This is a genomic window from Micropruina glycogenica (assembly GCF_900289045.1).
Classification (GTDB): Bacteria; Actinomycetota; Actinomycetes; order Propionibacteriales; family Propionibacteriaceae; genus Micropruina; species Micropruina glycogenica.
Genome location: NZ_LT985188.1, coordinates 1198564 through 1222067 on the forward strand (window position 1 = coordinate 1198564; position 23504 = coordinate 1222067).

The 23504-nt window shown below is 69.9% G+C and carries 20 protein-coding genes; 12 read left to right on the forward strand and 8 right to left on the reverse strand.

Translation table 11 applies throughout. From position 1 onward, the window contains the following. The first annotated feature begins 24 nt into the window (after positions 1 to 24). The 8 genes from MPLG2_RS05590 to MPLG2_RS05625 all read left to right on the forward strand — a co-directional run bounded on the left by MPLG2_RS05590 (position 25) and on the right by MPLG2_RS05625 (position 10470). Positions 25 to 579, forward strand: coding sequence for a hypothetical protein (locus MPLG2_RS05590; protein ID WP_105185288.1), 555 nt, complete (start codon positions 25 to 27; stop codon positions 577 to 579). Then, positions 576 to 2183: an AAA family ATPase gene (locus MPLG2_RS05595; protein ID WP_231935839.1), complete on the forward strand. Its 1608-nt coding sequence runs from the start codon at positions 576 to 578 to the stop codon at positions 2181 to 2183. The genes MPLG2_RS05590 and MPLG2_RS05595 overlap by 4 nt, the downstream gene beginning before the upstream one ends. Continuing rightward, positions 2180 to 3436, forward strand: coding sequence for a hypothetical protein (locus MPLG2_RS05600; RefSeq protein ID WP_158680901.1), 1257 nt, complete (start codon positions 2180 to 2182; stop codon positions 3434 to 3436). The genes MPLG2_RS05595 and MPLG2_RS05600 overlap by 4 nt, the downstream gene beginning before the upstream one ends. Continuing rightward, positions 3433 to 4563 (forward strand): hypothetical protein, encoded by a 1131-nt coding sequence (locus tag MPLG2_RS05605; protein ID WP_105185290.1) that lies wholly within the window; start codon positions 3433 to 3435, stop codon positions 4561 to 4563. The genes MPLG2_RS05600 and MPLG2_RS05605 overlap by 4 nt, the downstream gene beginning before the upstream one ends. Next, the gene (locus tag MPLG2_RS05610) at positions 4560 to 6857 is read left to right on the forward strand and encodes a serine/threonine-protein kinase (protein WP_105185291.1); all 2298 of its coding nucleotides are present in this window, start codon (positions 4560 to 4562) and stop codon (positions 6855 to 6857) included. The genes MPLG2_RS05605 and MPLG2_RS05610 overlap by 4 nt, the downstream gene beginning before the upstream one ends. A gap of 302 nt (positions 6858 to 7159) precedes the next feature. Beyond that, positions 7160 to 8239, forward strand: coding sequence for a PP2C family protein-serine/threonine phosphatase (locus MPLG2_RS05615; RefSeq protein ID WP_105185292.1), 1080 nt, complete (start codon positions 7160 to 7162; stop codon positions 8237 to 8239). Between the two features lies 1 nt (position 8240). Next, positions 8241 to 9521: a vWA domain-containing protein gene (locus MPLG2_RS05620; RefSeq protein WP_105185293.1), complete on the forward strand. Its 1281-nt coding sequence runs from the start codon at positions 8241 to 8243 to the stop codon at positions 9519 to 9521. A 1-nt stretch (position 9522) separates the two neighbouring features. Continuing rightward, on the forward strand, positions 9523 to 10470 hold the full coding sequence (locus MPLG2_RS05625; protein WP_105185294.1) for an FHA domain-containing protein: 948 nt from the start codon (positions 9523 to 9525) through the stop codon (positions 10468 to 10470). Positions 10471 to 11246: 776 nt separating this feature from the next. Here MPLG2_RS05625 and MPLG2_RS05630 read toward each other — a convergent pair. The 3 genes from MPLG2_RS05630 to MPLG2_RS05640 all read right to left on the reverse strand — a co-directional run bounded on the left by MPLG2_RS05630 (position 11247) and on the right by MPLG2_RS05640 (position 13238). Continuing rightward, the gene (locus tag MPLG2_RS05630; RefSeq protein WP_231935841.1) at positions 11247 to 11870 is read right to left on the reverse strand and encodes a vitamin K epoxide reductase family protein; all 624 of its coding nucleotides are present in this window, start codon (positions 11868 to 11870) and stop codon (positions 11247 to 11249) included. Beyond that, a complete protein-coding gene (locus MPLG2_RS05635) occupies positions 11860 to 12639 on the reverse strand; it encodes a DsbA family protein (RefSeq protein WP_105185295.1) in 780 nt (259 codons plus the stop codon). The genes MPLG2_RS05630 and MPLG2_RS05635 overlap by 11 nt, the downstream gene beginning before the upstream one ends. Before the next feature lie 131 nt (positions 12640 to 12770). Further along, positions 12771 to 13238: a hypothetical protein gene (locus MPLG2_RS05640; protein ID WP_158680902.1), complete on the reverse strand. Its 468-nt coding sequence runs from the start codon at positions 13236 to 13238 to the stop codon at positions 12771 to 12773. 153 nt (positions 13239 to 13391) lie between these two features. Between MPLG2_RS05640 and MPLG2_RS05645 the strand changes: the two genes are divergently transcribed. Together MPLG2_RS05645 and MPLG2_RS05650 are read left to right on the forward strand one after the other, a co-directional pair. Then, entirely contained in the window at positions 13392 to 13616 is a 225-nt protein-coding gene (locus MPLG2_RS05645; RefSeq protein WP_105185297.1) for a DUF3107 domain-containing protein, read from the forward strand. Between the two features lie 375 nt (positions 13617 to 13991). Next, a complete protein-coding gene (locus MPLG2_RS05650; protein ID WP_408632059.1) occupies positions 13992 to 15518 on the forward strand; it encodes a DEAD/DEAH box helicase in 1527 nt (508 codons plus the stop codon). Between the two features lie 402 nt (positions 15519 to 15920). On the opposite strand, the gene MPLG2_RS05655 is transcribed toward MPLG2_RS05650, so the two are convergent. The 3 genes from MPLG2_RS05655 to MPLG2_RS05665 are packed head-to-tail and all read right to left on the reverse strand — an operon-like array spanning position 15921 to position 19309. After that, positions 15921 to 16724, reverse strand: a complete 804-nt coding sequence (locus MPLG2_RS05655) for a SagB/ThcOx family dehydrogenase (RefSeq protein WP_105185299.1) — start codon at positions 16722 to 16724, stop codon at positions 15921 to 15923. Next, the gene (locus MPLG2_RS05660) at positions 16721 to 18991 is read right to left on the reverse strand and encodes a TOMM precursor leader peptide-binding protein (RefSeq protein WP_105185300.1); all 2271 of its coding nucleotides are present in this window, start codon (positions 18989 to 18991) and stop codon (positions 16721 to 16723) included. Before MPLG2_RS05660 ends, MPLG2_RS05655 begins: the two co-directional genes overlap by 4 nt. A 6-nt stretch (positions 18992 to 18997) precedes the next feature. Continuing rightward, a complete protein-coding gene (locus MPLG2_RS05665) occupies positions 18998 to 19309 on the reverse strand; it encodes a hypothetical protein (RefSeq protein ID WP_105185301.1) in 312 nt (103 codons plus the stop codon). Between the two features lie 199 nt (positions 19310 to 19508). On the opposite strand from MPLG2_RS05665, the gene MPLG2_RS05670 reads away from it, so the two are divergent. Both MPLG2_RS05670 and MPLG2_RS05675 read left to right on the forward strand, forming a co-directional pair. Beyond that, positions 19509 to 20591, forward strand: a complete 1083-nt coding sequence (locus tag MPLG2_RS05670) for an S-(hydroxymethyl)mycothiol dehydrogenase (protein WP_105185302.1) — start codon at positions 19509 to 19511, stop codon at positions 20589 to 20591. Next, the gene (locus tag MPLG2_RS05675; protein ID WP_105185303.1) at positions 20591 to 21202 is read left to right on the forward strand and encodes an MBL fold metallo-hydrolase; all 612 of its coding nucleotides are present in this window, start codon (positions 20591 to 20593) and stop codon (positions 21200 to 21202) included. Before MPLG2_RS05670 ends, MPLG2_RS05675 begins: the two co-directional genes overlap by 1 nt. 111 nt (positions 21203 to 21313) lie before the next feature. Here MPLG2_RS05675 and MPLG2_RS05680 read toward each other — a convergent pair whose 3' ends face one another. Both MPLG2_RS05680 and trpS read right to left on the reverse strand, forming a co-directional pair. Beyond that, positions 21314 to 22288, reverse strand: coding sequence for a DNA polymerase domain-containing protein (locus MPLG2_RS05680; protein ID WP_105185304.1), 975 nt, complete (start codon positions 22286 to 22288; stop codon positions 21314 to 21316). 48 nt (positions 22289 to 22336) lie between these two features. Continuing rightward, positions 22337 to 23452, reverse strand: coding sequence for a tryptophan--tRNA ligase (gene trpS, locus MPLG2_RS05685; protein ID WP_105185305.1), 1116 nt, complete (start codon positions 23450 to 23452; stop codon positions 22337 to 22339). Positions 23453 to 23504 lie beyond the last annotated feature (52 nt).

Genomic DNA, 23504 nt, shown 5'->3' on the forward strand with positions numbered 1-23504 from the left:
ACGTCGACGCAGGACACAACACACATGGGTTTCTGGGACTGGCTGACCGGCCGGGCCGCCACGCCGCAGCCGGCACCCGTGCCCGACGTCGACCCCGCACCCACGCAGGCCGACATCACGGCCTCGCTGGCGGGGGTCGACCAACTGATCGGCTCCGGCACGTTGCCGTCCGTGGTGCGCTCGCGGGCCGCCCGGGTGACGGCACTGGTGCGCAAGACGCTGCCCCGGCTCGAATCGCTCGGCCTGGGTAGCTACGACGCCTACTCGGTGGTGGCCACGGCCACCGACTACCTGCCCGAGGCGATCGGTGCCTACCTGCGGCTGCCACGCGACTGGGCCGACTCGCGTCCGGTCGAGAACGGCAAGACCCCGCTGCTGCTGCTGATCGACCAGTTGGACCTGCTGGGCGCGACGATGGAAAAGATCTACGACGCGGCCAACGCCACCGACGCGGCCGCACTGATCACCCACGGCCGGTTCCTGCAAGAGCGCTTCGGCCACCCCGCGGCACCGGTCGAGATGACCCTGCCGCCGCCCACCGACCAACACCCGAAGCCCCTCGATCTGGAGCGCCCGTGACCAACCCCGATCTCGCCACGTCCCTGGACGATCTCGCTGCCGCGGCCCGTGCGGCCGGAGTGAACGACGCCGCGGCCCGCATCGAAGGCGAACAACTCGCGGCCGCGGTGTCTGAATCGGCGGTCGGTTCGTTCGTCGACTGGTGCGTGGCCACCGGCCGGGCGATCAGCGCGAGTGAGTTCATGGAGGCTGCGCTGCGCGGACGCAAGTTCAGGGCGTCCGCCACCCCACTGGTCGCGCAACTGCACAACGTCCGCTCGGCACACGCGGTGCCCTATGCCAAGGCGCTGGCCGAGGTGGCCACCGCCGCGGCGCTGCTCGGCACGCCGACCCCGCAGAGCACGGGTGCGGCGCAGGGTGCGGCGAGCGTGCAGTTGAGCGCAGCGCAGGGGTTGACCGCGGGCGGCCCGGGGCTGACCGGGCCTCGTGGCGACGACACCGAGTTCGTGCGGCAGGCGCCGCAGATTCTGTCGTCGGTGCTGGGCCGCATGCACGACAACCAGGCCAGGATGCTCGACCTGCGCCAACTCGACCCGTTCGGTCCGGGCGCGATTGCCGGCCTTGGCAACACCCCGGCGGCGGGCGAGCCTGTCGAGAGCCGGCTGACAGCCGGCGAGCCGCAGCCGCCCGTGCAGGCCGCTCCCCCGGCCGAGCCGGCCGAACCCGCCGAAGTGCCCGAACCCGAAGAGCCGCAGAAGAGCCTCGACGAGCTGCTGGCCGAACTCGACGGCCTGGTCGGCCTGGGCCGGGTGAAGGCCGAGATCCACCGCCAGACCGCGGTGCTGAAGGTCGACGCCATGCGCGCCAAGGCGGGGCTGAAGAGCCCGACCATCACTCGGCACCTGGTGTTCGTCGGCAACCCGGGCACCGGCAAGACCACTGTCGCAAGGCTGGTGGCCGGCATCTACCGGGCGGTCGGGCTGCTCAGCAAGGGTCAGTTGGTCGAGGTCGACCGCTCCGAGCTGGTCGCCGGCTACCTGGGCCAGACCGCCATCAAGACCGCCGAGGTGGTCGCGAAGGCCGAGGGCGGGGTGCTGTTCATCGACGAGGCCTACAGCCTCAACGGCGACCAGTACGGCGAAGAGGCCATCAACACCCTGGTCAAAGAGATGGAGGACAAGCGCAACGACCTGGTCGTGATCGTGGCCGGCTACCCGTTGCCGATGAGCGTGTTCATCGCCCAGAACCCGGGGCTGGCCAGCCGCTTTCGTACCACCATCGGGTTCGACGACTACACCGACGCCGAGCTGGAGCAGATCTTCACCGGCATGGTGGCCGGCGCCGACTACGACCTGGGCGAGGGCTGCCTGCAGACCTTCCGCGCCCTGCTCGCCCAGCAGACCCGCGACGAGACGTTCGGCAACGGCCGGTTCGCCCGCAACGTGCTCGAGGCCGCCATCGGCAAGCACGCCTGGCGGCTGCGCGACGTCACCGACCCGTCCCTCGATCAGTTGCGCACCCTGCTGCCCGACGACCTGCAGGCCGACGCCGTGCCGGTGGTCGACTGGACGGGCGCACCCGGCGCCGGGCTCGAACCTCCCAGTGATCCGGTGGGCAACGCTCCAGCCGTGGCGCCGCCCGTACAGCCCGGGAGTACCGCATGAGCGCGACCCCCGTCACCACTGGGCGCGCGAGCGCCCCCGTCGTGGGAGCCCCGGCACCGGTGCCCGCGCGTCGCCGGTCGGCGCCCAGTTCGGTGCGCAGACTGCGAGGGCTGCAACTGGGTGCCGTGGCGCTGATTCTGGCCTTCGGTGCCTTCGCGATCACCGCTCTGGCGTTGTCGCTCACCGCCGCCTCGCACGCCAGCCAGAGCCTCACCCAGTACTACCGGTTGGCCGACGCCCAGGTGCAGGCCCTCCAGGTGCAACAAAGCGCCAACACCTGGGCACTCACCCCGACCAGCGCGGTGCGGCAGCAACTCGACCAACGGTTGGGCACCCTCGCCACCACGCTCGCCGATGCCGCCGCGGTGAGTGACGATCGCGACCGCGTGGTGCCGCTGACGGGCGCCCTGGTGAGCTACGCGATGACCCTGCAAGACGCCCTGAACGCCAAGGGCACCGACTCTGCGGCGATCGCCGCCAAAGCCGACAACCAACTCACCGACGACCTGATCACACCGCTGCAGGCCGCCACCGCCCACGCCGGTGACCGGGTGGCCACCGACCTGACCGGCAACTGGAAGTTCTGGGTGCTGGGCGGGGCGGTGCTGGCCGGCGCCGGGCTGGCCGCCATCGGGGTCGCCCTGGCCCGCGCCTCGCACCGCTACCTCAACATCGGCCTGGCCGCCGGCCTGTTGTGCGCCCTGGTGTCTGCCGGCGTGGTCTGGACGGTGGCCGGCCAGGCGGGCACCGCGGCGTCCGATTTCGCCGGCACCAGCCGAGCCGTGCTCGACAACCTCACCACGGCCCGGCAGAGCATTCATCAGGCCCGAGCCGACGAGTTGCTGTCCGTCGGATTGCAGTCGGCGGGCGGCACCTACGCCGACCGCTGGTCGACGGGCTACAACGCCGCCAAGAATGCGCTGGCCGACGTGCCGAAGTCGGGCACCGCCAGCAACGCCCTGCTGGCCTACGGCACCGGGCACAGCACGGTGGCCAACGCCATCGGCAAGTCGCAGTGGGCGCAGGCGGCGAGCGCCGCCGTCGGCAGCTCGGCGAAGGCCGCCACCAGCTTCGACGATCTCGACACCAAACTGACCGCACTCGCCACCAGCACCCGTCAGCCGGTGACCTCGTCGGTGACCACGCTCGGTACCGGCGTGGCCGGCGCCATCGCCGGCGTGATCGTGTTCACCCTGGCCGGGGCCGGACTGACGTTCTGGGGCGTGTCGCGGCGCATCGAGGAGTACCGATGAGCCCCGTCACCGCCCCGACCGCCCCGGGCCGGCTGAACGAGCCCGTCCAGCCGCAGGCCATGGTCGGCTACCTCGGCGAACTTGACGCCTGGGTGGCGGCCCGGCGCAGCGAACTGGCCGCCCTCGACGCCGAGATCCTGGCCCGGAAGCTGTCGGCGCTGACCGCCGACCTGCAGTTGTCGCTGGCCCTGTGGCAGGCGGTGAAGAGCCGCTACGAGCTGCTGCTGGTCACCTGGGATTCCGGACGGGTCGGACCCGCCGAGTGTGCCCGGTTGTCGTCGCTGATCTGGGGACGGCTCGACACCGGCCCGGCGCCCTCGGCCCAACTGGCGGGCATGGCGGTGTCGCTGCCCGAGGCGTGCCGGCTGTCGGACGCCCTGGTGGCCCAACTGCGGCAGAAGCTGAACCTCGACCCCAACGCCGAGCAGCTCGCCCGCCGGCTGCGCGACCTGCGCGCCCAGGTGGAACGCATCAGAGACCAGGCCGCCACCGAGCCGCCCGCAGCCCGGCCCGCCGCGATGGCGCAGGTCGCGGGGCTCGCCGCGCGGGTGACCGAGCTCGAAGGCAAGCGTGAACGCGGCGGCGACATCGGCGGGCTGCTCGGCCCGCTCGAAATCGACGCCGCCCGGTTCGAACGCGACCTGATCGTGGGCGGCGCCCGCCGCCGCGAGAACCGCGACGCGCTGGCCCGGGCCCGTGAACTCACCGACGACCTGACCGCTCGCGAGCAGGCGCTGCGCCAACTGGTGGCCAACACGGTGGCGGCGGTGTCGCCCGCGCCCAAGTACGCGGTGCCCGACGTCGCCGCCCTGGGCCCGTTGCCCAACACCCGCCAGGCCATCGACGCCTACCTCGGCAAGCTGAGTCAGGTCAGCCGGGCCATGCAGGTGGTGCAGGACGCCTACTCGGGTGCCCTGGCCGAACGTGACGCACAGGTCGGGCTGGTCAGCGCGCTGCGCGCCAAGGCCGCCGCCCTCGGCTTCGGCGCCGACGACGACTTCACCGCCCTGGTCGATCGGGCCGACGCACTGCTGCAGCGCCGGCCGGCCCCGATGGCGGTGGTGCGCCAACTCGTGCCCGCCGCCCAGGCGATGCTCGACTGGCTGGCCGAGGGAGGGGCCCGATGAAGTGCCGCCAACCCGGCTGCACGGGCACCATCGTCGACGGCTACTGCGACGTCTGCGGCATGCCCGGTAACGCCACCACCATGCCGGTGGGGCGGGGCGTGCCCGGCCGCAAGCCGTCCGCCACCGCCAGCGGGCCCTGCCGCCAGCCCGGTTGCACCGGCCAGATCATCGACGGCTACTGCGACACCTGCGGCATGCCGCCCGACTCGGCCCTGGCGCCCAGCAGTTCGTCCGTCACCAAGGCGTCGGTGCAGTTGGGTTCCACTGCCCTGGGCTCGGCGCGGGCCACCTCGTTCGGGGTGCGTCCGGCCCGGCGGCCGCAGAGCCCGTCCCGGCAGCGCATGGGACGCATCGGCCAAGGCCTGACCGTGGTGCCGCCGGCCCCGGCGGTCGACCCGGCCAAGGCCGTGATGGTGAAGGCCGAACTGCCCGAAGACAAGCGCATCTGCCCCAACTGCGGGGCGCACGTCGGACGCTCCCGCGACGACGCCGCCGGCCGTTCGGACGGCTTCTGCCCCAAGTGCGGCGCCCCGTACTCGTTCAGCCCCAAGCTCGCCGCCGGCGACCTGGTGGCCGGCCAGTACGAGGTGGTCGGGCCACTGGCGCACGGCGGCATGGGCTGGGTGTACCTGGCCCGCGACAAGAATGTGTCCGACCGCTGGGTGGTGCTGAAGGGCCTGCTGAACACCGGCGACGCCGACACGCTCAGGGCCACGCTGTCCGAACAGCAATTCCTGGCTCAGGTCGAGCACCCGCTGATCGTCGAGATCTACAACTTCGTCAGCCACGAGAACAACGGCTACATCGTGATGGAGTACGTCGGAGGCCGGTCGCTGAAGCAGTTGCTCAAGCAGCGCATGGAGGCCAACGGCGGCAACTACGACCCGCTGCCGGTCGACCAGGCACTCGCCTTTCTGATCGAAATTCTGCCCGCTTTCAGCTACCTGCACGACCTGGGCCTGCTGTACTGCGACTTCAAGCCCGACAACGTGATTCAAGTGGGCGACTCATTGAAGTTGATCGACCTGGGCGGGGTGCGGCGCAGCACCGACGACGAGTCGGCGATCTACGGCACGGTGGGCTACCAGGCCCCCGAGGTGGCCACAGCCGGAGCCAGCATCGCCTCCGACATCTTCACCATCGGTCGCACCCTGATGGTGCTGTGCGCCGAGGTGCCGGGCTACCAGTCCGAGTTCGAGTTCACCACGCCCCCCGCCGACCAGCTGCCGGCTTTCGCCCAGCACGACTCGCTGTACCGGCTGCTGCTCAAGTGCTGCGCCCCCGACCCGCACGACCGGTTCGACTCGGCCGAAGACCTGCGGGTGCAGATGCTGGGTGTGCTGCGCGAGGTGGTGGCCACCCGCACCGGCATCACCGCCAGCACGTCGGTGTCGTCGCCGCTGTTCGAGGCGCCCACGGTGTCGAGTGACCGGTTCGAGTGGCAGCAGCTGCCACAGCTGCGGCCCGACCCATTCGACCCGCAGGCCGCCTGGGTGGCGTCATTGGAGGCCGACCCGGTCGAGCGGCTGGGCGATCTGCTGCGGCCGCCCGAAGTGACCACCGGCGTGCTGCTGGCGCGCTGCCTGGCGGCGCTCGAGACCGGTAACCAGCGGGTGCTCGAACAGAGCGTCAACACCCTGCTCACCAACGACCCGTGGGAATGGCGCGCCGTCTGGATGGCCGGCCTGGGTGCCCTGCTGCGCGGCGACCCCACCAACGCGCTGTCGTCGTTCAACGCCGTCTACGGCCAGTTGCCGGGTGAGTTGGCACCCAAGCTGGCGCTGGCCGTGGCCTGCGAGCTGGCGGGCCAGACCGATGTGGCCGAGCGGCTCTACCGCAGCTGCGCCGCGACCGACGCCAACTACGTCACCCCCGCCGGCTTCGGGCTGGCCAGGCTGCGCGCCGCTCGCGGTGACCTGGCGGGGTCGCTGGCGGCGCTCGAACTGGTGCCGCAGACGTCCCGCGGGTACCAGGAGTCGCAGAAGCTGAAGGCCGAGCACCTGATCCGGCTGGGCGACGACGCCGCCCACCTCGACGAGGCGCTCAAGGTGCTGCAGCACGCCAGGCTGGACGAACGCAGCCAGTTGGGCTTCGAATCGTCGATCTACGAGCGAGCGCTGCAACTGGCCGGCAGCGGTGCGGTGCGGCTGGGCACCACGTCGTACACCGCCGGCAACCTGCGCGACCGGCTCGAGACCGGGTACCGCCGGCTCGCCCAGTTGAGTGCCGACCCCGCCGAGCGTGCCCAGTTGGTCGACCGAGCCAACGCCGTCCGAGTTTGGAGCCTGCTGTGACCAACGACCACCCCGACACGTCATCCCGGCGAACGCCGGGACCTCCAAACCCGACCCCGGCACCGGCACCGTCCCTCGACCCGTCATCCCGGCGAACGCCGGGATCTCCAGACCGAAACCCGACAGCCCAACCCGACCCGTCATCCCGGCGCGCGCCGGGATCTCCAGACCCAAACCCGGCCTGGCCGCTGTGGGCCACCGACCAGCGCGCCGGCGAACTCGCGCAGCAACAGCCTCAGCCCGACGCGCAGGAGTTCTCCACCCTCGCGCTGGCCGCGCCCTGCCCGCGATGCCTGAAGCCGGTGCGTCCCGACGAGCGCTACTGCGAGAACTGCGGCTGGGACGTGCATCCCGAGGTCGGTGCCCTGCCTGGGCCGAGTGATTCGTCCGAGGCCACCGTGAAGCTGAACCGGCCCCAACAGAGCAGGCCGGCGTGCGTGGAATGCGGGGGCCAGGTCGACTCAGACGGCTACTGCCAGACCTGCGGCACCAAGGCACCGTCGCCGCGCGACCGCTTCGAAGCGTCGCCGGCCGACTGGGTGGGCGGCGTGTGCGACCGCGGTGTGGTGCACGCCCGCAACGAAGACGCGATGGCGTTGTGGGCGGCCCCCGGCGACGAGCGCAACGCCGTGCTGGTGGTGTGTGACGGGGTGACCAGCTCGCAAGACTCCGACGTGGCGTCGCTGGCAGCTGCCGAACGGGCCCGCGACGTGCTGGCCGCCTCGCAACCCGCCGGCCTGGCGGTCACGGCCAGCCATGACGCGGCCCTCGACGCCGCCCTGGTGGACGCCGCGGCGCAGGCCAACGCCGCCGTGTTGGCCACGACCGCCGCCGACAGTGTGAACGCGGCGTCGTGCACGTTCGCCGCCGCCGTGGTGCACGGCGACCGGGTGCACTGGGCGTCGCTGGGCGATTCGCGCATCTACGTGCTGGGCGCCGAGTCGGTGCAGCTCAGCACCGACGACTCGGTGGCCGAAGAGCTGATCCGGGCCGGATCGTCCCGTCATGACGCCGAAACCGGCCCGCAGGCGCACGCGATCACCCGCTGGCTGGGCCGCGACGCCGACGACATCGTGCCGCGCACCGGTACCCACCAGGTCACCGGCGACAGTTGGTTGGTGGTGTGCTCGGACGGGCTGTGGAACTACGCCTCGGAGCCGTCCGCGCTGGCCGCCCAAGTGGCCACGGCGGCAGAACCGGGCGGCAGCCCCACCCAGATCGCGGCCAGGCTGGTGAAGTGGGCCAACGCTCAGGGCGGAAAAGACAACGTCACCGTGGCCCTCGCGCGGCTCACGGCTACGCTGAACGAAGCGGCCGGGGCCGATGAAGCGCCGGCCACAGCAGTTCAGCCCGCGCCCCCGATCGTGGAAGAGAAGATCTGAGATGGCCCTGTTCACCTCCGCGGTGTATCAGAACGAGTTTCTGCCCGACGGCGGCACCGACGTGAACGCGATCGTGACGATCGCCTGCAGCGGGGCCGGGGCGGCGGGCCAGACCGGCAGCGGTGACGCGGGCGAGATCATCATCGTCGACACCTCTGGTTCGATGGGTACCGCCAACATGCAGGCCGCCAAGCAGGCCGCCATGGTGGCCCTCGACCACATTCTCGACGGCACCTACTTCGCCGTCGTGGCCGGCAACCACAAGGCCTACCTCGCCTACCCGATGGTGCAGTCGGGCGCCGGCATGGTGCGCATGGACGCCCGCACCCGGGCCGAGGCGCGGCGCGCGATCAGTTTCTTTCGCTCCGACGGCGGCACCGCGATGGGCAACTGGCTGAACCTGGCCCGGGCCCTGTTCGACTCGATCGGCAACCTGGCGCAGAAGCACGCCATTCTGCTCACCGACGGCGAAAACCACAACGAGACACCGCAGCAACTCGATGCCGCCATTCGCAACTCGATCGGTCAGTTCCAGGTCGACTGCCGAGGCGTCGGGGTCGATTGGAAGGTGCCCGAGATTCGCAGCATCGCCCAGGCCCTGCTCGGCACCGTCGACATCATTCCCAACCCGTCGCAGTTGGGGCAGGCGTTCGCCGAGCTGATGCAGAAGTCGATGGGCCGCGGTGTGGCGCGGGCCGACCTGCGGGTGTGGATTCCGCAGGGCGCTCAGGTGCTGTTCGTGCGTCAGGTGTCACCCACCGTCGAAGACCTCAGCACGCGGGGCGTGCCGGTGAACCCGCTCACCATGGCCTACCCGACGGGTTCGTGGGGCGACGAAGAGCGCGACTACCACCTGCAGGTGCGGCTACCGGCCAAGTCGGTGGGCCAGGAGCAGTTGGCCGCCCGGGTGCAGTTGGCCGTGGGCACCGAGGTGCTCACCCAGGGGCTGGTCAAGGCCAAGTGGAGTTCAGACACCAACCTGACCGCTCAGATCAACCCCGAGGTGGCGCACTACACCGGGCAGACCGAGCTGGCGGTGGCCATTCAAGAGGGTCTGGCGGCCAAGGCGTCCGGTGACGAACGCACCGCCACCACCAAACTGGGCCGGGCCGCGCAGCTGGCGGTGCGCACCGGCAACGCCGAAGCAACGGCGAAGTTGCGCAAGGTGGTCGACATCGACAACGCCGAGACCGGTACGGTGCGGTTGAAGCGCGGCGTCGACAAGGCCGACGAGATGGCTCTCGACACCGCGTCCACCAAGACCACCAGAATCAGGGGCTGACATGGCGATCTGTCCGGCCGGCCACACCTCGTCGTCCAACGACTACTGCGACACCTGTGGCCTGCCCATCGAGCAGGGTCAGGCGCCCGCGGCCGCGCCCCAGCCGAGTGCGCCCGAGGGTGCGCAGTGCCCCAACTGCCACACCGTCAATGCGCCCGACGCGCTGTTCTGCGAGGCCTGCGGCTACGACTTCACCACGGGCACGCTGCCACGCACGGCGGTCGAGCCTTCGTCGGTCGAGCCTTCGCCGGCCGAGCTTGTCGAGAGCCCCGAGGTCGAGGACTCGCAGGTCGAGCCCACTGCGCCCGTCGAGCTTGCCGAGACCACTGCGCCGGACGAGCCGGACGAGGCTTCTGCCCCTGCGGTCGAGCCTGTCGAGACCCCCGCCGCGCCCGCCGACCCCGACGAGGCTCTCGACGCCCCCGACGACACCCCCGCGCCGGACCAGCCGTGGGAGGCCCCGGCCGCCCCCGACCCGTCCCCCGGGCCGCTGCCGCCGCACGCCGGACGGTTGCTGCACCCACAACCCACCAGTGTCGACTGGGTGGCCGAGGTGTGGATCGATCCCGACTGGTACGCCACCCAGGGGTCATCGGACGCCCTGCCGTCGGCCGGCCTGCCCGAGGTGGTGCCCCTGCGGTCGGCCTCGGCGCTGATCGGACGGGTGTCGGTGAGCCGCAACATTCACCCCGACATCGACTGCGACCCCGACACCGGCGTCAGCCGCCGGCACGCGCAGATCAGCACCGACGGCACCCGTTGGTGGATCGAAGACCTCGAATCGGCCAATGGCACGTTCATCGGGTCGCCCGCCGGGCCCCTGCCCACCGACCCGATCGGACGCGGCCGCGTCGAGTTCGCCCCCGACCAGCGCATCTACGTGGGCGGCTGGACCCGCATCGTGATTCGGGCCGCCACCGACGACGAGCGGGAAGCCTTCACCGTCTGAGCACGGCTGCACGGGCGTTGAACGGATGCCGGCATCGGTGACTGCTGCCGCAACACCGCACTACTGCCGCGCACATTCGGCACGTCGGAGCTTGTCGAGCTTGGTTGGTCGGGTCTGGTTCCGCGGAGCGGCTCCGCGCAATGGTTGGCCGGGTCTGGTTCCGCGGAGCGGTGGCGCCCCTGTCCCGCCCTTGCGGGACTGCTCGGCTAGCGCCTCGCAGTGCGCAAACGCCCGACCAGGCCCTGACAGGGGCGCCCCCGCTCCGCTTCAACTGAGCGTTTCGATGGCGTGCGCGGTCGCGACAAGCTCGACCAACGGCTCACGTCATCCCGGCGAACGCCGGGATCTCCGTTCCGTTCCACTGCACGGTTGCGGATGAGTTTCCGGGTCAAGCCCGTAATGACGGGTCGAGACCCCCCGCACCGCTTCAGCGTTGAGTCTGCCGCCCTGAGTCACGTCGCTCGGGTTGTCCACGAGATGCAGCCGGTTCACCGCGCCGAAGACGCGCGTGCCTGAGCCGGACGCCACTGGAGAGACGTCCACCTCGTCGATCAGCGCCGCAGTCGCCTCGGGCTGACCTCGCGCCACTTTCTGGTTGAAATGGAGGCGCTCATGAAGCGCCCTCGCCGAAGTCGCCACTTTCTGGTTGAAATAGATACCTACCAGGGGTATCTATTTCAACCAAAAAGTGGCATGGCTGGTTGACCAGACCCGCACTGAGGCGATGGTCGCCTTCATAACCACCACAAGATGGCGGCACCATGCGACATGCGCTGCTACAGCATCAGGGGTACGTACTTCACCACCACCATCGCGGTGACCACGGTCAGCCATACTCCCACCAGCACGGCGTCCAGGTCGTGCGCGATCAGGGCGCGTGCGGTGCGACTGACCCGCTCGGGCAGCAGCAGGATGCCGTCGCGAACGTTCACATGCGTGAGCGAGGCGAACACCAGCGTGGTCGACAGGGTCACCAGAAGGCACCACGGGCACAACGCGCCGATCACGAAGTAGGCCTGAAAGAACAGCCAGTACGCGAAGACCACGCCGAGGGTGTAGACCACCTGGGCGGCCAGCATGAACCAGCGCGGAAACCGCACCCCGCCCAGGCTGGCCACCGCGATGGTGATCACGACGGGTTCGGCCACCAAACCCAGAAACGCATTCGGAAAGCCGAACAGGCTGGCCTGCCACGACGTCGCCACCGTGCCGCAACTCAGCACGGCGTTGATGTTGCACGACAAGGCGGCCTGTGGGTCCGCGGCCAGCACGACGGCGTCCACCGACAGCACGAACGAGGCGGTCAGGCTGATCAGGGCCGAGATCAACATGGTGGTGAAGATCCACCCGTTCGACTGCCGCAATCGCCGCACCGCCGCCAGCGTGCCGCTACTTGGCACCGGAGGCCGCCTTCTCGACGGCTGCCTGCAACGCCCCGGCCGTGTACAGGTCGCCGGTGAACTCGGTGCCGTTGATCTGCACCGTCGGGGTCTGCTTGACCCCTGAGGCGAACGCCTGCTGGGTGGCCTGTTCGACCCACGGGGTGTAGATCTCGCGGCTGATCGACGCGGCCACGTCCGCCGACGCTCCGGCCTGAGTGGCGAAGTCGGCCAGTTGCGCGTTGGTCAGGCCGCTGCCGCCCTCGGCGGGCTGGTTGGAATACAGCAACTTGTTGAACTTCAGGGCGGTGACGGGATCGGCGTTGGCGACGGTCACGAGCGCGTTGGCGGCCCTGGTCGAATAGCGCGATCCCCCGGACTGCTGGTCAAGAAACGACAGCGGGTAGACGTCCAGGGTGATGCTGCCTGCGGCAACGGCCTGCTGCAGGTAGTCGCCGTTGGCACGCTCGAACCTGCCGCAGAAGGGGCACATGAAGTCGGCGTACACGCTGACCGTCACGGGCCCGGTGCCGAAGCGCAGCGCGCCGGTGTCGGTGGCGTTGGCCGGCGCCACCACCGCCCCGCTCGAGGGTGCAGGGGTGGCGGAGCGGTTGCCGGCCACCGCCCACACCATCACGCCGATGAGAACGGCGATGGCTGTGATGCCGGCGATCCAGGTGGTGCGCACGATGCGGCTGAGTCGCCGCTGGGCCGCGGCCTGACGTTCGCGCTGCTCGCGAAGTGCTGTTCGTTGGTTTGCGTTGGGTTTGGTCTGCTTGGTGGTGCTCATGATTGGTTCCTGACTTGGGCCGAGGGGCCCTGGTTGAAAGCGTTCGGACGGCACGAAGCCGGTGCGCGGGCACTCATGGCCCGGCGAGGAGAACGTTCGGCACCCCGTCGGAAGGCGACGGGTGCGGCCGGTCAGGAAAGCGGAGGTCCGCGGCGGGGGTTGGTCCGGCCATACGCCGGGCGGGTGACCGTTACCGGCACAAGCACCGGAGCGGCCGGCCACGAAACCACGACGATGGCCCGGAGCCGGCCCAGCACGACGGCCAGCAACCGCCGTCCGGAATCGACCAGATGCCGCGCGCCGCGCAGCAGCAGGCCGGCGGCCAGCAACGCAGCGGGCAGCAGCAGTGCGTGTACCAGCAGCGTGGCAGCCACCATCAGCGTCCAGGTGACCACGGGTGCTGGTGCCGTCACACAGTTGGCCGCGATGCTGGCATGCGTCTCGGTGAGCGTGTACAGCGGGTGGCCCGCGTCGAAACACGCCACCACGGCGACGCGGGGCAGCCTCGCCAACAGGGGCAGCACCGCCACCAGAGTGATCAGGGCGGCCAGCACGCGCGAAGCCCAGGGGGCCGATCGCATCACTCGCCGCGCAGTCACGGTGACGACGATACCCGGGTGTCCCAGTCGGCACCCATTATTGGGTTCGGCCCTGCCCGGCCCGGCAGGGCAATTGCGCTGATGGCGTACGGCACGGCACCGGCAGCCTCGCCGCGACTAGATTGGGCCGCGTCGTCGCGCTGAGGAGTAGCAATGGAAATCAAGGTCGGCATCGTGCAGGGTGGGCGCGAGATCGTGCTCGAGTCCGAAGAGACCGCGGCGGCCGTCGAGTCGGCTTTTGCCAAGGCGGTTGCCGATGACGGCCTGCTGAGCCTCACCGATGAGCGCGGCCGCAAGGTACTGGTGCCGGCCAGCCGCATCGCGTACCTCGAGATCGGCCAGGAGCACGTGCGGCGGGTGGGCTTCGGCGCCGTCTGAGGGCCGTTCCCAGGACCACGAGGTTGGGCAGCGTTTGCGCCTGGCCGAGATCCCAGCGTTCGCCGGGACGACGGAATGCGAGCCGTCCTGCCTGGCTGAGATCCCGACGCCCGGTGATGGGTGCGCGCTGAGATCCCAGCGTTCGCCAGGACGACGGAATGCGAGCCGTCCTGCCTGGCTGAGATCCCGGCGTTCGCCCCGACGAGGGGTGCCTCCCCTGCACCGGCCGGAGCGCCTTTCGCCACAGCAAGGCGTCACCGAGTAGAGTGAGCCCCAAGTACGCACACGACGTGCGTCCCCACGACCGTGGCAACGAGCTTCGCCGCCGGAGTGGGTGTTCCAATTTCCGGCCTTGCGGCCGGTGCACGTAAGGCCATAGCACTGAGCGACATCGCTACTGAGGACCTGCAGGTTGCAGAGTCCCAGACCCCAGAGGTCCAAACCACGTTCGCCGATCTCGGCGTGATTCCCGAAACCGTCGAGGCTCTCGCGAGCGTCGGCATTCTGCACCCGTTTCCGATTCAGTCCCTCGCCATTCCGATCGCCGTCAACGGCACCGACATGATCGGCCAGGCGCGCACCGGCACCGGCAAGACGTTGGCCTTCGGGGTCAGCCTGTTGCAGCGCATCGTGGCGCGCAGCGACGAGGGCTACGCCGACCATCACCCCAAGGGCAAGCCGCAGGCGCTGGTGATGTGCCCCACCCGTGAGCTCGCCCTGCAGGTGGCCGATGACCTCGAGGTCGCCAGCACCGTCCGCAAGGTGCGCGTGCTGACCGTCTACGGCGGCGTCGGCTACGACCTTCAGACCAACACCCTCACCACCGGTGTCGACGTCGTGGTCGGCACCCCGGGCCGGCTGCTCGATCTGGTCACCCGCCGCTCGCTCGATCTGTCTGCGGTCAAGGTGCTGGTGCTCGACGAGGCCGACGAGATGCTCGACATGGGCTTTCTGCCCGACGTTGAGCGCCTGATCAGCAAGACCCCGCCCACCCGGCAGACGCTGCTGTTCAGCGCCACCATGCCGTCGGCGGTGGTCGGGCTGGCCCGCATGTACCTCAACCAGCCGGTGAACGTGCGCGCCGAAACGCAGGACGCGTCGGTCACCGTGCCCGAGGTCGACCAGTTCGTCTACCAGGCGCACGACCTCGACAAGCCCGAGATCATCGGACGGCTGCTGCAGGCCGAAGGCTGCACCAAGACGATCGTCTTCACCCGCACCAAGCGTTCGGCGCAGCGGCTCACCGACGAGCTGACCGATCGCGGGTTCAGCGTGGGTTCGCTGCACGGCGACCTCAATCAGGTGCTGCGCGAGAAGTCGCTGAAGCGGTTTCACGAGGGCAAGGTCGATGTGCTGGTGGCCACCGACGTGGCAGCCCGAGGCATCGACGTGACGGGTGTGTCGCACGTGGTGAACTACGAGTGCACCGACGACGACAAGACCTACGTGCACCGCATCGGCCGCACCGGTCGGGCCGGCGCCAAGGGTGTCGCCGTCACGCTGGTCGACTGGGCCGACATGACCCGGTGGAAGGTGATCAACAAGACCCTCGACCTCGGCTTTCCCGAGCCGCCCGAGACCTACTCCACCTCCCATCACCTGTTCACCGACCTGGGCATCGAGCCCGGCACCAAGGGCCGCATCGCGCCGCCCAAGCCGGCCGAGCCTCGCGAACCGCGTCCGCAGCGTGAACGTGGGCCGAAAGCCGACCGGGTCGAAACCACCGACGGAAGGGTGCGGCGCCAGCGCCGCCGGCGCTCGGGCGACAAGCCGGTGCAGCCCGAAACCACCGAGGCGGTGACCTCGGAGCCGACCGTGGACGGTGCGTCCGACAAGCCGCGTCGTCGTCGCCGTCGGCGCTCGTCGGGCACCAAGCCCACGCAATCGTCCGCCGCAGAGTGAGTTCGTGACCGCTGGTTGAGCTCGTCGAAACCCTTAGCCAGGGCAAGTCTCGACAAGCTCGACCAGCGGATCCTCCGTCCTCCTGCCGAACGCTGGGATCTCCAACCGAACAGGTCTCGACAAACTCGACAACGGATCCTCCGTCATGCCGGCGGACGCCGGGATCTCCAACCGAACAGGTCTCGACAAACACGACCAACGGAACCTCCGCCATCCCGGCGAACGTCGCGATCTCCAACCGGTCGGGACTCGACAAACTCGACAACGGATCCTCCGTCATGCCGGCGGACGCCGGGATCTCCAACCGAACAGGTCTCGACAAACTCGACCAGCGGAAACTCCGCCATCCCGGCGAACGCCGCGATCTCCAACCGGTCGGGACTCGGCAAACTCGACCAGCGCCTACACGGTGCCGCGATCGAGCGCCCGCATCGCCATGCGATCGCTGCGCTGGGCATCGGGGTGACCGATCGCGCTGGCGTAGAGCGGAACCTCGTGCTCGATGTCGATGCCGCACAGCACGGCCAGCTCGTCATCGTAGAAGCCGCCCAGGTTCACCGCCCCCAGGCCCAGCGCCGCGACGGCCAGGTTCAGGTTCTGCATCGTGTGCCCGGCCTCGAGCAGCGCGTAGCGATAGCCGCGGTCGCCGTACTTGGTGAGACTGCGTGCACCGACGAAGCTGATCACCGCGACCACGGCGGCGTCCGCCACCCACGGCTGGCCCATGAACAGATACGTCGTGAACGCCCGCGGCAGCGCGATCTGCTGCACATGTTCGAGTCCGTCCACGGCCGGCACGTAGTGGTACAGCCCCGGTTCGAGACCCTCGACGGCCCGTACCAGCAGGCTGATCTCCAGGGGGTAAAGCCCGCCGCCCGAGGGGGGTGGACGATCCTGCATCACCGTGCCGCTGCGGTGCTCGACCCCGTACCCGCAGCGCAGCACCGTGGCCAGGTCAGCCAGCGGCAGGGCGTCCGGTCGGAAAGTGCGACACGACACCCTCGCTCGCAGCGCCTCGGCCAGCGGCAGCGTCGGCAGTTCGCCTGCCGGCAACGCAGTGAAGGGCAGGTCGCCGTTCTCGCGGCCGGGTTTCACCGGTGGCGACTCGCCGCCCGCTGACGCGTTGAACAGCCAACGGGCCGTGCTGCGGTGGTAGGTCCACGCGGCCGGAACGTCGTCTGCGAAGGTGAAGTCGCGCATGGTCATGCCAGTGGGTGCGGGTCGGGGTTGAGGTCGGTACGGGTGGCCACCCGATCGCGCCACCCCCAGCGGTGCGGCGCCGTGAACAACCGTTGGTGGCCCAGCCGGGCCTGGTCGGCGCCGAAGTGAATCGGCTGAAAGCCCGGCACGATGCCCCGCACCACCCGTACGCCCAGGTCGGCGACGTCGTCGGGGGTGACGTCGACGATCAGCACGTCACCGGCCACCCGGGCCAGCGAATCGACCAGGTCGGGCAGCCCGTGACCGCGTGGCGCCGGGCTGCGCCAGGTGGCGGACGGCCCGGTGCGCAGGTGCGCCAACCCGCGCCGGGCCGTCGCGGCGTGGGAGTAGAGCAGGTCGTGATCGTCCAGTTCATGCACCTGGGCCGTATCGCCCACCAGTTCGGCCCGTCTGGCCAGCACCGCCGGGTCGAGCAGCCGCGACCGCAGCGCGGGCCGTACCTGCCCCACCTCGAGCACCGCCGAGCGGGCGGCCCGCACGGGGTTCTGGTCGGCCCCCAGGCCCACCACCACTGCGGGGTCGGCGTCACTCCAGCCCACGGCCATCGCCACGAAGGCGGTGCTGTCGGTGGGCAGCAGGTGCACGTCGATCAGCACCCCGCGACGGGCGTACAGCTCGGCCATAGCGGCGCAGTCGGGGTCGGGCACGGTCCGCGCGTCCATCGGCTCGGTGGCCAGCCGATGCGCCCAGGCGATCAGGAATGCGTCGCGCTCGATCACCTCGAGCAACGCCTGCTCGGCGGCGAACGCCACGTTCGGCCCGGCCGCGAAACCGCTGGACGTCGGTGCGAACAGCAGGTCGTGGCGGGGCCACTGGCTGCCGTGCAGCGTGGCCGCCTGGTGCGGCACCCAGACCTCGCGGTCGCTCACCAGCGAGCGGGCCGGCACCCAATCGAGGGCGAGGTCGTCGTGGTAGCGGGCGAAGTGCAGTCGCTCGGCGTCCTCGGCGGCGAACAGCACCAGCTCGTGCGGGTCGAGGCTCGGCCCGGGCAGAGCCGCCCTGGTGGTGGTGATCCTGCGGGGTGGCGTCCAGGCCAGCGACGCGTAGCGTTCGAGGGCCTCACCGATCGCGGTGTTGCGGGCGGTGGTGAGGTCGAGACCTTTGCCTGAGCAGGTGACGAACGCGTCCTCGCCCTGGCCGTACAGCACGTTGGCCAATTGGGCGCGCACGATCACCGGCTGGCCCGGCTCTTGCACGGGTTTCGGCACGGGGTCGAGGTAGCGGATCAGCCCGCACACCTCGCTGACCACCCGCGCCTCGATGGCGTCGAAGTCGGTGGTCTGCGGTTCAGCCGCCAGTGTCGGGCCGGACGCCGGCGGCGGGGCTTTTTTTCGGCAGGCCGGGCAATCGGGTCTCGGCACCACCGGGTGCGCCTGCCTGGTGCCCTTCACCTGGTCGAGCACCACGACGTGCCCCGCCAGTTCGGGCTGCAGTGCCGACGTGGTCAGGGCCAGTACTTCGCGCGCGACCAGTCCGTCCACCGTGGCCGCCAACCCCGGCAGCAGCGGACGGCGCAGCGGGGCGCGGCGGGCGTCCAGCGCCTCTTCGCGCGCCATCGCCAGCTCGAAGTCGTCGGCGCAGGCCAGGGCGCGCATGCGCCAGCACAGGTAGCAGGGGCCCTCGCCGGGCAGCACCAAGGGGCCGACGTAGGCGAACGCCCCTTCGAGTGCCACATACACCGCGGGCACGTGGGCCTTCAGGCAGGCACGGTTCACCCAGGTGCGCAGTGCCGTCCAACCCGCATCGACCGCGCACACCACCAGGTCTCGGCCGGCGATCAGGTCGGGCAACTCGTCGCGCGCCATACCGCCGGGTTCGACCACGTCGACCGCGCCGATGCCGGCCGTGCGCAACAGTGCCACCAGCCCGCCGGTGCCCTGCAGGTCGCCCAGCACGAGCAACCGGACGGCCTCCAGTCGCGCCGCCAGCGCCCGCCTCGTCTCCGCATCAGTGCTCAGCAGGCCCAGCCAGTCGGCCGAGCCGTCAGATTCGACCAGCATGCCGGCCTCGACCAGCCGGTCGACGAGGCGGTTCACCTCGCCGACTGGCAGGTCGTCCAGCCCACGCACCAGGTCGTCACGATCGACCACGTTCTCTACCGCCGGCAGAATGCGCTGCCGCACAGCGAGTGCCACTCCCCCGTCGAGCCGCAACATGCCCGCGGGTGAGGCGAGAATCACCGCGTCACCGTCGGCGAACATCTCCAGCCCGGCGGCCGCCATGAGCCGCCGGGCAGGGGTGTCGGGACTCACCTGCGATCAGCCGCCCAGCCCGTTGAAGCGCTGGACGCCACCGGCGTTGAAGCCGCCGAGGTTGCACGGGCCGCATGTGCATTCGAAGATGCAGACCGTCCAGCAGGTACGGCAGACGCTGCACACCGTGCTGCACAGCCGCGGCCGGAAGCAGTCGTTGATGCCGCAGAAGTCACCGGTGTCGGCCATGGCCGACGAGACCTTCTTGAAGGCGGCCAGTTCTTCGTCGGTGAACTGCGGTGTCGCAGCACCGGCGACGTGATTCTCGAGCTTCTCCAAACGGCCCTTGAGTTCGTCGAACTCTTCCTGACTCGGCATCGATGCCTCCGATCCGGCTCCGCGGAGTGTCCACCCCGGAGCCATGTGTGTGGGCGTGGGTCCGTCCACCACCAGCCTTCAACGGGTCTCTGCGAGGCACAAGTGTCAGATATGCGTAGTCGGTGGGGGCGTACAGTTGACCGCTTCGTCGCCCCCCGCAAGGATCGACGCACAGGCGAATCGACGGAAGGCAGTGCCGATGCAACAGGTCAAGGGCGTCATTGCTCGCAGCAAGGGCGCACCGGTGGAGTTGGTCACGATCAACGTGCCCGACCCCGGCCCGGGTGAAGCGGTGGTGAAGATTCAGGCGTGCGGCGTGTGCCACACCGACCTGCACTACCGCGAGGGCGGCATCGGCGACGACTACCCGTACCTGCTGGGGCACGAGGCCGCCGGCATCGTCGAGTCGGTCGGCCCCGAGGTGCACGACCTGGCGCCGGGCGACTACGTGATCCTCAACTGGCGAGCTGTCTGCGGCGCCTGCCGGGCGTGCCGGCGCGGACGGCCCTGGTACTGCTTCGCCACGCACAACGCCAAGCAGAAGATGACCCTCGAAGACGGCACCGAGCTCTCCCCCACGCTGGGCATCGGCGCGTTCATCGACAAGACCCTGGTGGCGGCCGGCCAGTGCACCAAGGTCGACCCGGCGGCTCGGCCCGCGGCCGCGGGGCTGCTGGGGTGCGGGGTGATGGCCGGCCTGGGTGCGGCGCTGAACACGGGCAACGTGCAGCGCGGCGACTCGGTCGCGGTGATCGGCTGTGGTGGCGTGGGCGCGGCGGCCATCGCCGGTGCCCGGCTGGCCGGTGCCGCCACGATCATCGCGGTGGACATCGACGACCGCAAGCTTGAACGAGCTCGTGAGCTCGGCGCCACACACACCGTCAACTCCAAAGACGCCGACGCGGTCGAGGCCATTCAGGCGCTCACCGGTGGCCACGGCGCCGATGTGGTGATAGACGCGGTGGGACGTCCCGAAACCTGGAAGCAGGCCTTCTACGGCCGCGATCTGGCCGGCACCGTGGTGCTGGTCGGCGTGCCCACACCGTCGATGCAGTTGGAGCTTCCGCTGCTCGACGTGTTCGGCCGGGGCGGGTCGCTGAAGTCGTCCTGGTACGGCGACTGCCTGCCCAGCCGCGACTTTCCGATGCTCATCGACCTGTACCTGCAGGGCCGGCTGCCGCTGGACGCCTTCGTCACCGAAGAGATCGGTGTCCACGACGTCGAGGCGGCTTTCGACAAGATGCACGGCGGCGACGTGCTGCGCTCGGTGGTGGTGTACTGATGGCCGCACGCATCGACCATGCAATCACCTCGGGCACGTTCAGCCTCGACGGTGAGACGTTCGACGTCGACAACAACGTGTGGGTGATCGGCAACAACTACGACTGCGTGGTGATCGACGCTCCGCACGACCTGGCCGCGATCGTCCGGCTGATCGACGGACGCCGGGTCAAGGCGATCATCTGCACCCACGCCCACGACGACCACGTGCGAGTGGCCCCCGCACTGGGCCGGGTCACCGAGGCGCCGGTGCTGCTGCACCCCGCCGACCTGCCGCTGTGGAACCTCACCCACGACGCACCGCCCGACGGCGAGCTGTTCGACGGCGAGACCATCGCCATCGCCGGCGAAACCCTGCGCGTGCTGCACACCCCGGGCCACGCCCCTGGCGCCGTCTGCGTCTACGCTCCCGGCCTGGGCGCGGTGTTCACCGGCGACACGCTGTTCAACGGTGGCCCCGGCGCCACGGGTCGCAGCTTCAGCGATCACGACACGCTGGTGAGTTCGATCAGGGCCAAGCTGTTCAAGTTGCCCGACGACACGGTGGTCAAGACCGGCCACGGCGACGACACCACGATCGGTGCCGAGAAGGAGCGTCTGGGCACCGAGTAGTTCAAGCTGACTTCGTTGGTCGAGCTTGTCGAGACCGCTCGTGGTGATGGACTTCGACACGCGCGACCAGCGGTTCCTTGGATGTGCGCCCAACCGTCCCCGGGTTACCGCTCAGGACTCGGTGGCCCGCTTGCGCCGCTTGCCCTCGTGCATGGCTACCACCCGGGCGATCGGAATCTCGTGGCCCTCGGCGATCACGTCGGCGGGCACAGGTTGAGGTGACGGCAGCAGCGCCCGCCATGGGTCGTCCTTCGGCAACGGCAGCACGCTGCGAATGGTGAAGTCCCGGGGTGAGACTGCGTTGAGGTCGCTCCAGGGCACCGGGTACGACACCGGGGTGCCGGGCCGAATGCGCGGGCTGAACGCGCAGGCCAACGATCCCCCGCCGGCGCGGGTGGAGTCGACGAAGACCCGACCGCCACGGTCGGCCTTGAGGTACGCGGTGGTGGCGATCTTCTCGTCGAGCGCGGCGGTGCGTGCGGCCAGCGCTCTGGTTGCTGCCGCGGCGTCGGGCAGAGCGATGTCGCGCACGGGCACGACCACGTGCAGGCCTTTCGAGCCGGACGTCTTCACCGCGCTCGCCAACCCGGCGGCATCGAGCGCCGTGCGGGCCAGTTGGGCCACTGCCACGACCTCGTCGAACCCACTGCCCTCGGGCGGGTCGAGATCGAGCACCAGGTGAGTGACGGTGCCGCCCAGCACGTCGGTCTGCTCGCCGAAGCGGGGCAGCATCAGGGTCGGGTGAAACTCCACCGCGCGCTGATTGCCGAACCACAGCAACGTCCGCACGTCGTTGCACAGTGGGTAGCGAATCTCCCGGTGCCCCGCCGCCGACCACACAGGCGTCCATCGCACGTAGTCGGGGGAATAGTCGGGCAGATTCTTCTGCATGAAGGGTCGCTGCCCCGGCCTGACCCGCAGCACCGACAACGGCCGGTCGCGCAGCTCGGCCAGCAGCGGGTCGGCCACCGCCTCGAGGTAGTCGATCAGGTCACGCTTTGAAGCCTCTGCGCCGCCGAACAGCGGCTGGTCGAGGTTGGTCAGCTCGACGCCCTGCCGGGTCTCGGTCTGCTTGACGCTCGCCATTCGGCAACTCTGCCACAGGCGTCCTGCGTCGCCGAGGGGCTCGGTCGCTCAATACACCATGCCCATCGCCTGCCGCACCTCGTCGAGGGTGGCGTCGGCGATGGCGTTGGCGCGTGCGTTGCCCTCGCGCAGCACGCTCAGCAGGTAGCCCTGGTCGGCCACCAGTTCGGCCCGCTTGGCCCGAATCGGCGCGAAGTACTCATTCACCGCCGCTGTGACCAGCTTCTTCAACCCGCCGCCGCCGCCGTCGCCGATCTCGTCGGCGATGGCCACAGGGTCACGGTCGGTGCACAGGGCGGCCAGCATCAACAGGTTCGACACCTCGGGCCGCTTCACCGGGTCGTAGGTGATGTGCCGGTCCGAATCGGTGACCGCCTTCTTGATCAGCCGGGCGGTGGTGTCGGCGTCCATGCCCAGTTCGATCACGTTGCCCTTGGACTTGCTCATCTTGGTGCCGTCCAGGCCCAGAACGGTGGGCACCTTGCTGAGCAGCGCCTCGGCCTGCGGAAACACCGGCACCGCAGGGTTCGCACGGCCGTAGCGTTCGTCGAAGCGGCGGGCCACCACGCGGGTCTGTTCGAGGTGCGGCAACTGGTCTTTGCCCACCGGCACCAGGTTCGCTTTGCAGAACAGAATGTCGGCGGCCTGATGAACCGGATAGGTGAGCAGCAGCCCCGACATCGGACGATCGCCGGTCGCCTCGAGCTCGGCCTTCACGGTCGGGTTGCGGCGCAGTTCGGCGTCGGTGACCAGCGAAAGAAACGGCAGCAGCAACTGGTTGAGGGCCGGCACCGCCGAGTGGGCGTAGATGGTGCTTCGAGTCGGATCGATGCCGATGGCCAGGTAGTCGGCCACCATGTTGATCGCCCGCTCGCGAATCGGCCCGGTGCCGTCGCGGTCGGTGATCACCTGGTAGTCGGCGATCAGAATGATCGTGTCCACGCCCGCGTTCTGCAGCCGCACCCGGTTGGCGAGGGAGCCGAAGTAGTGCCCGATGTGCAGCGCGCCGGTGGGCCGGTCGCCGGTCATGATGCGGAACTTGGACGGATCAGTGGCGATCTGGCGCTCGATCTCGGCGCTGCGCGCCTCGGTGCGGCGCAGCGAGGCGTCGGAGGTGGACGCGGCAAGCTCGTCGCCGGCGTCGTCCAGGGGCGTTTCAGTCATCGTGTCACTCGTTCGTTCGTCGTCCGGACATGCGAAAGGGCCGTCGATCTCG

Coding starts and splice junctions, on each gene's coding strand:
- MPLG2_RS05590 (WP_105185288.1), top strand. CDS start 25: ATGGGTTTCTGGGACTGGCTGACCGGCCGGGCCGCCACGCCGCAGCCG.
- MPLG2_RS05600 (WP_158680901.1), top strand. CDS start 2,180: ATGAGCGCGACCCCCGTCACCACTGGGCGCGCGAGCGCCCCCGTCGTG.
- MPLG2_RS05605 (WP_105185290.1), top strand. CDS start 3,433: ATGAGCCCCGTCACCGCCCCGACCGCCCCGGGCCGGCTGAACGAGCCC.
- MPLG2_RS05610 (WP_105185291.1), top strand. CDS start 4,560: ATGAAGTGCCGCCAACCCGGCTGCACGGGCACCATCGTCGACGGCTAC.
- MPLG2_RS05620 (WP_105185293.1), top strand. CDS start 8,241: ATGGCCCTGTTCACCTCCGCGGTGTATCAGAACGAGTTTCTGCCCGAC.
- MPLG2_RS05625 (WP_105185294.1), top strand. CDS start 9,523: ATGGCGATCTGTCCGGCCGGCCACACCTCGTCGTCCAACGACTACTGC.
- MPLG2_RS05635 (WP_105185295.1), bottom strand. CDS start 12,639: ATGAGCACCACCAAGCAGACCAAACCCAACGCAAACCAACGAACAGCA.
- MPLG2_RS05645 (WP_105185297.1), top strand. CDS start 13,392: ATGGAAATCAAGGTCGGCATCGTGCAGGGTGGGCGCGAGATCGTGCTC.
- MPLG2_RS05655 (WP_105185299.1), bottom strand. CDS start 16,724: ATGACCATGCGCGACTTCACCTTCGCAGACGACGTTCCGGCCGCGTGG.
- MPLG2_RS05665 (WP_105185301.1), bottom strand. CDS start 19,309: ATGCCGAGTCAGGAAGAGTTCGACGAACTCAAGGGCCGTTTGGAGAAG.
- MPLG2_RS05670 (WP_105185302.1), top strand. CDS start 19,509: ATGCAACAGGTCAAGGGCGTCATTGCTCGCAGCAAGGGCGCACCGGTG.
- MPLG2_RS05675 (WP_105185303.1), top strand. CDS start 20,591: ATGGCCGCACGCATCGACCATGCAATCACCTCGGGCACGTTCAGCCTC.
- MPLG2_RS05680 (WP_105185304.1), bottom strand. CDS start 22,288: ATGGCGAGCGTCAAGCAGACCGAGACCCGGCAGGGCGTCGAGCTGACC.
- trpS (WP_105185305.1), bottom strand. CDS start 23,452: ATGACTGAAACGCCCCTGGACGACGCCGGCGACGAGCTTGCCGCGTCC.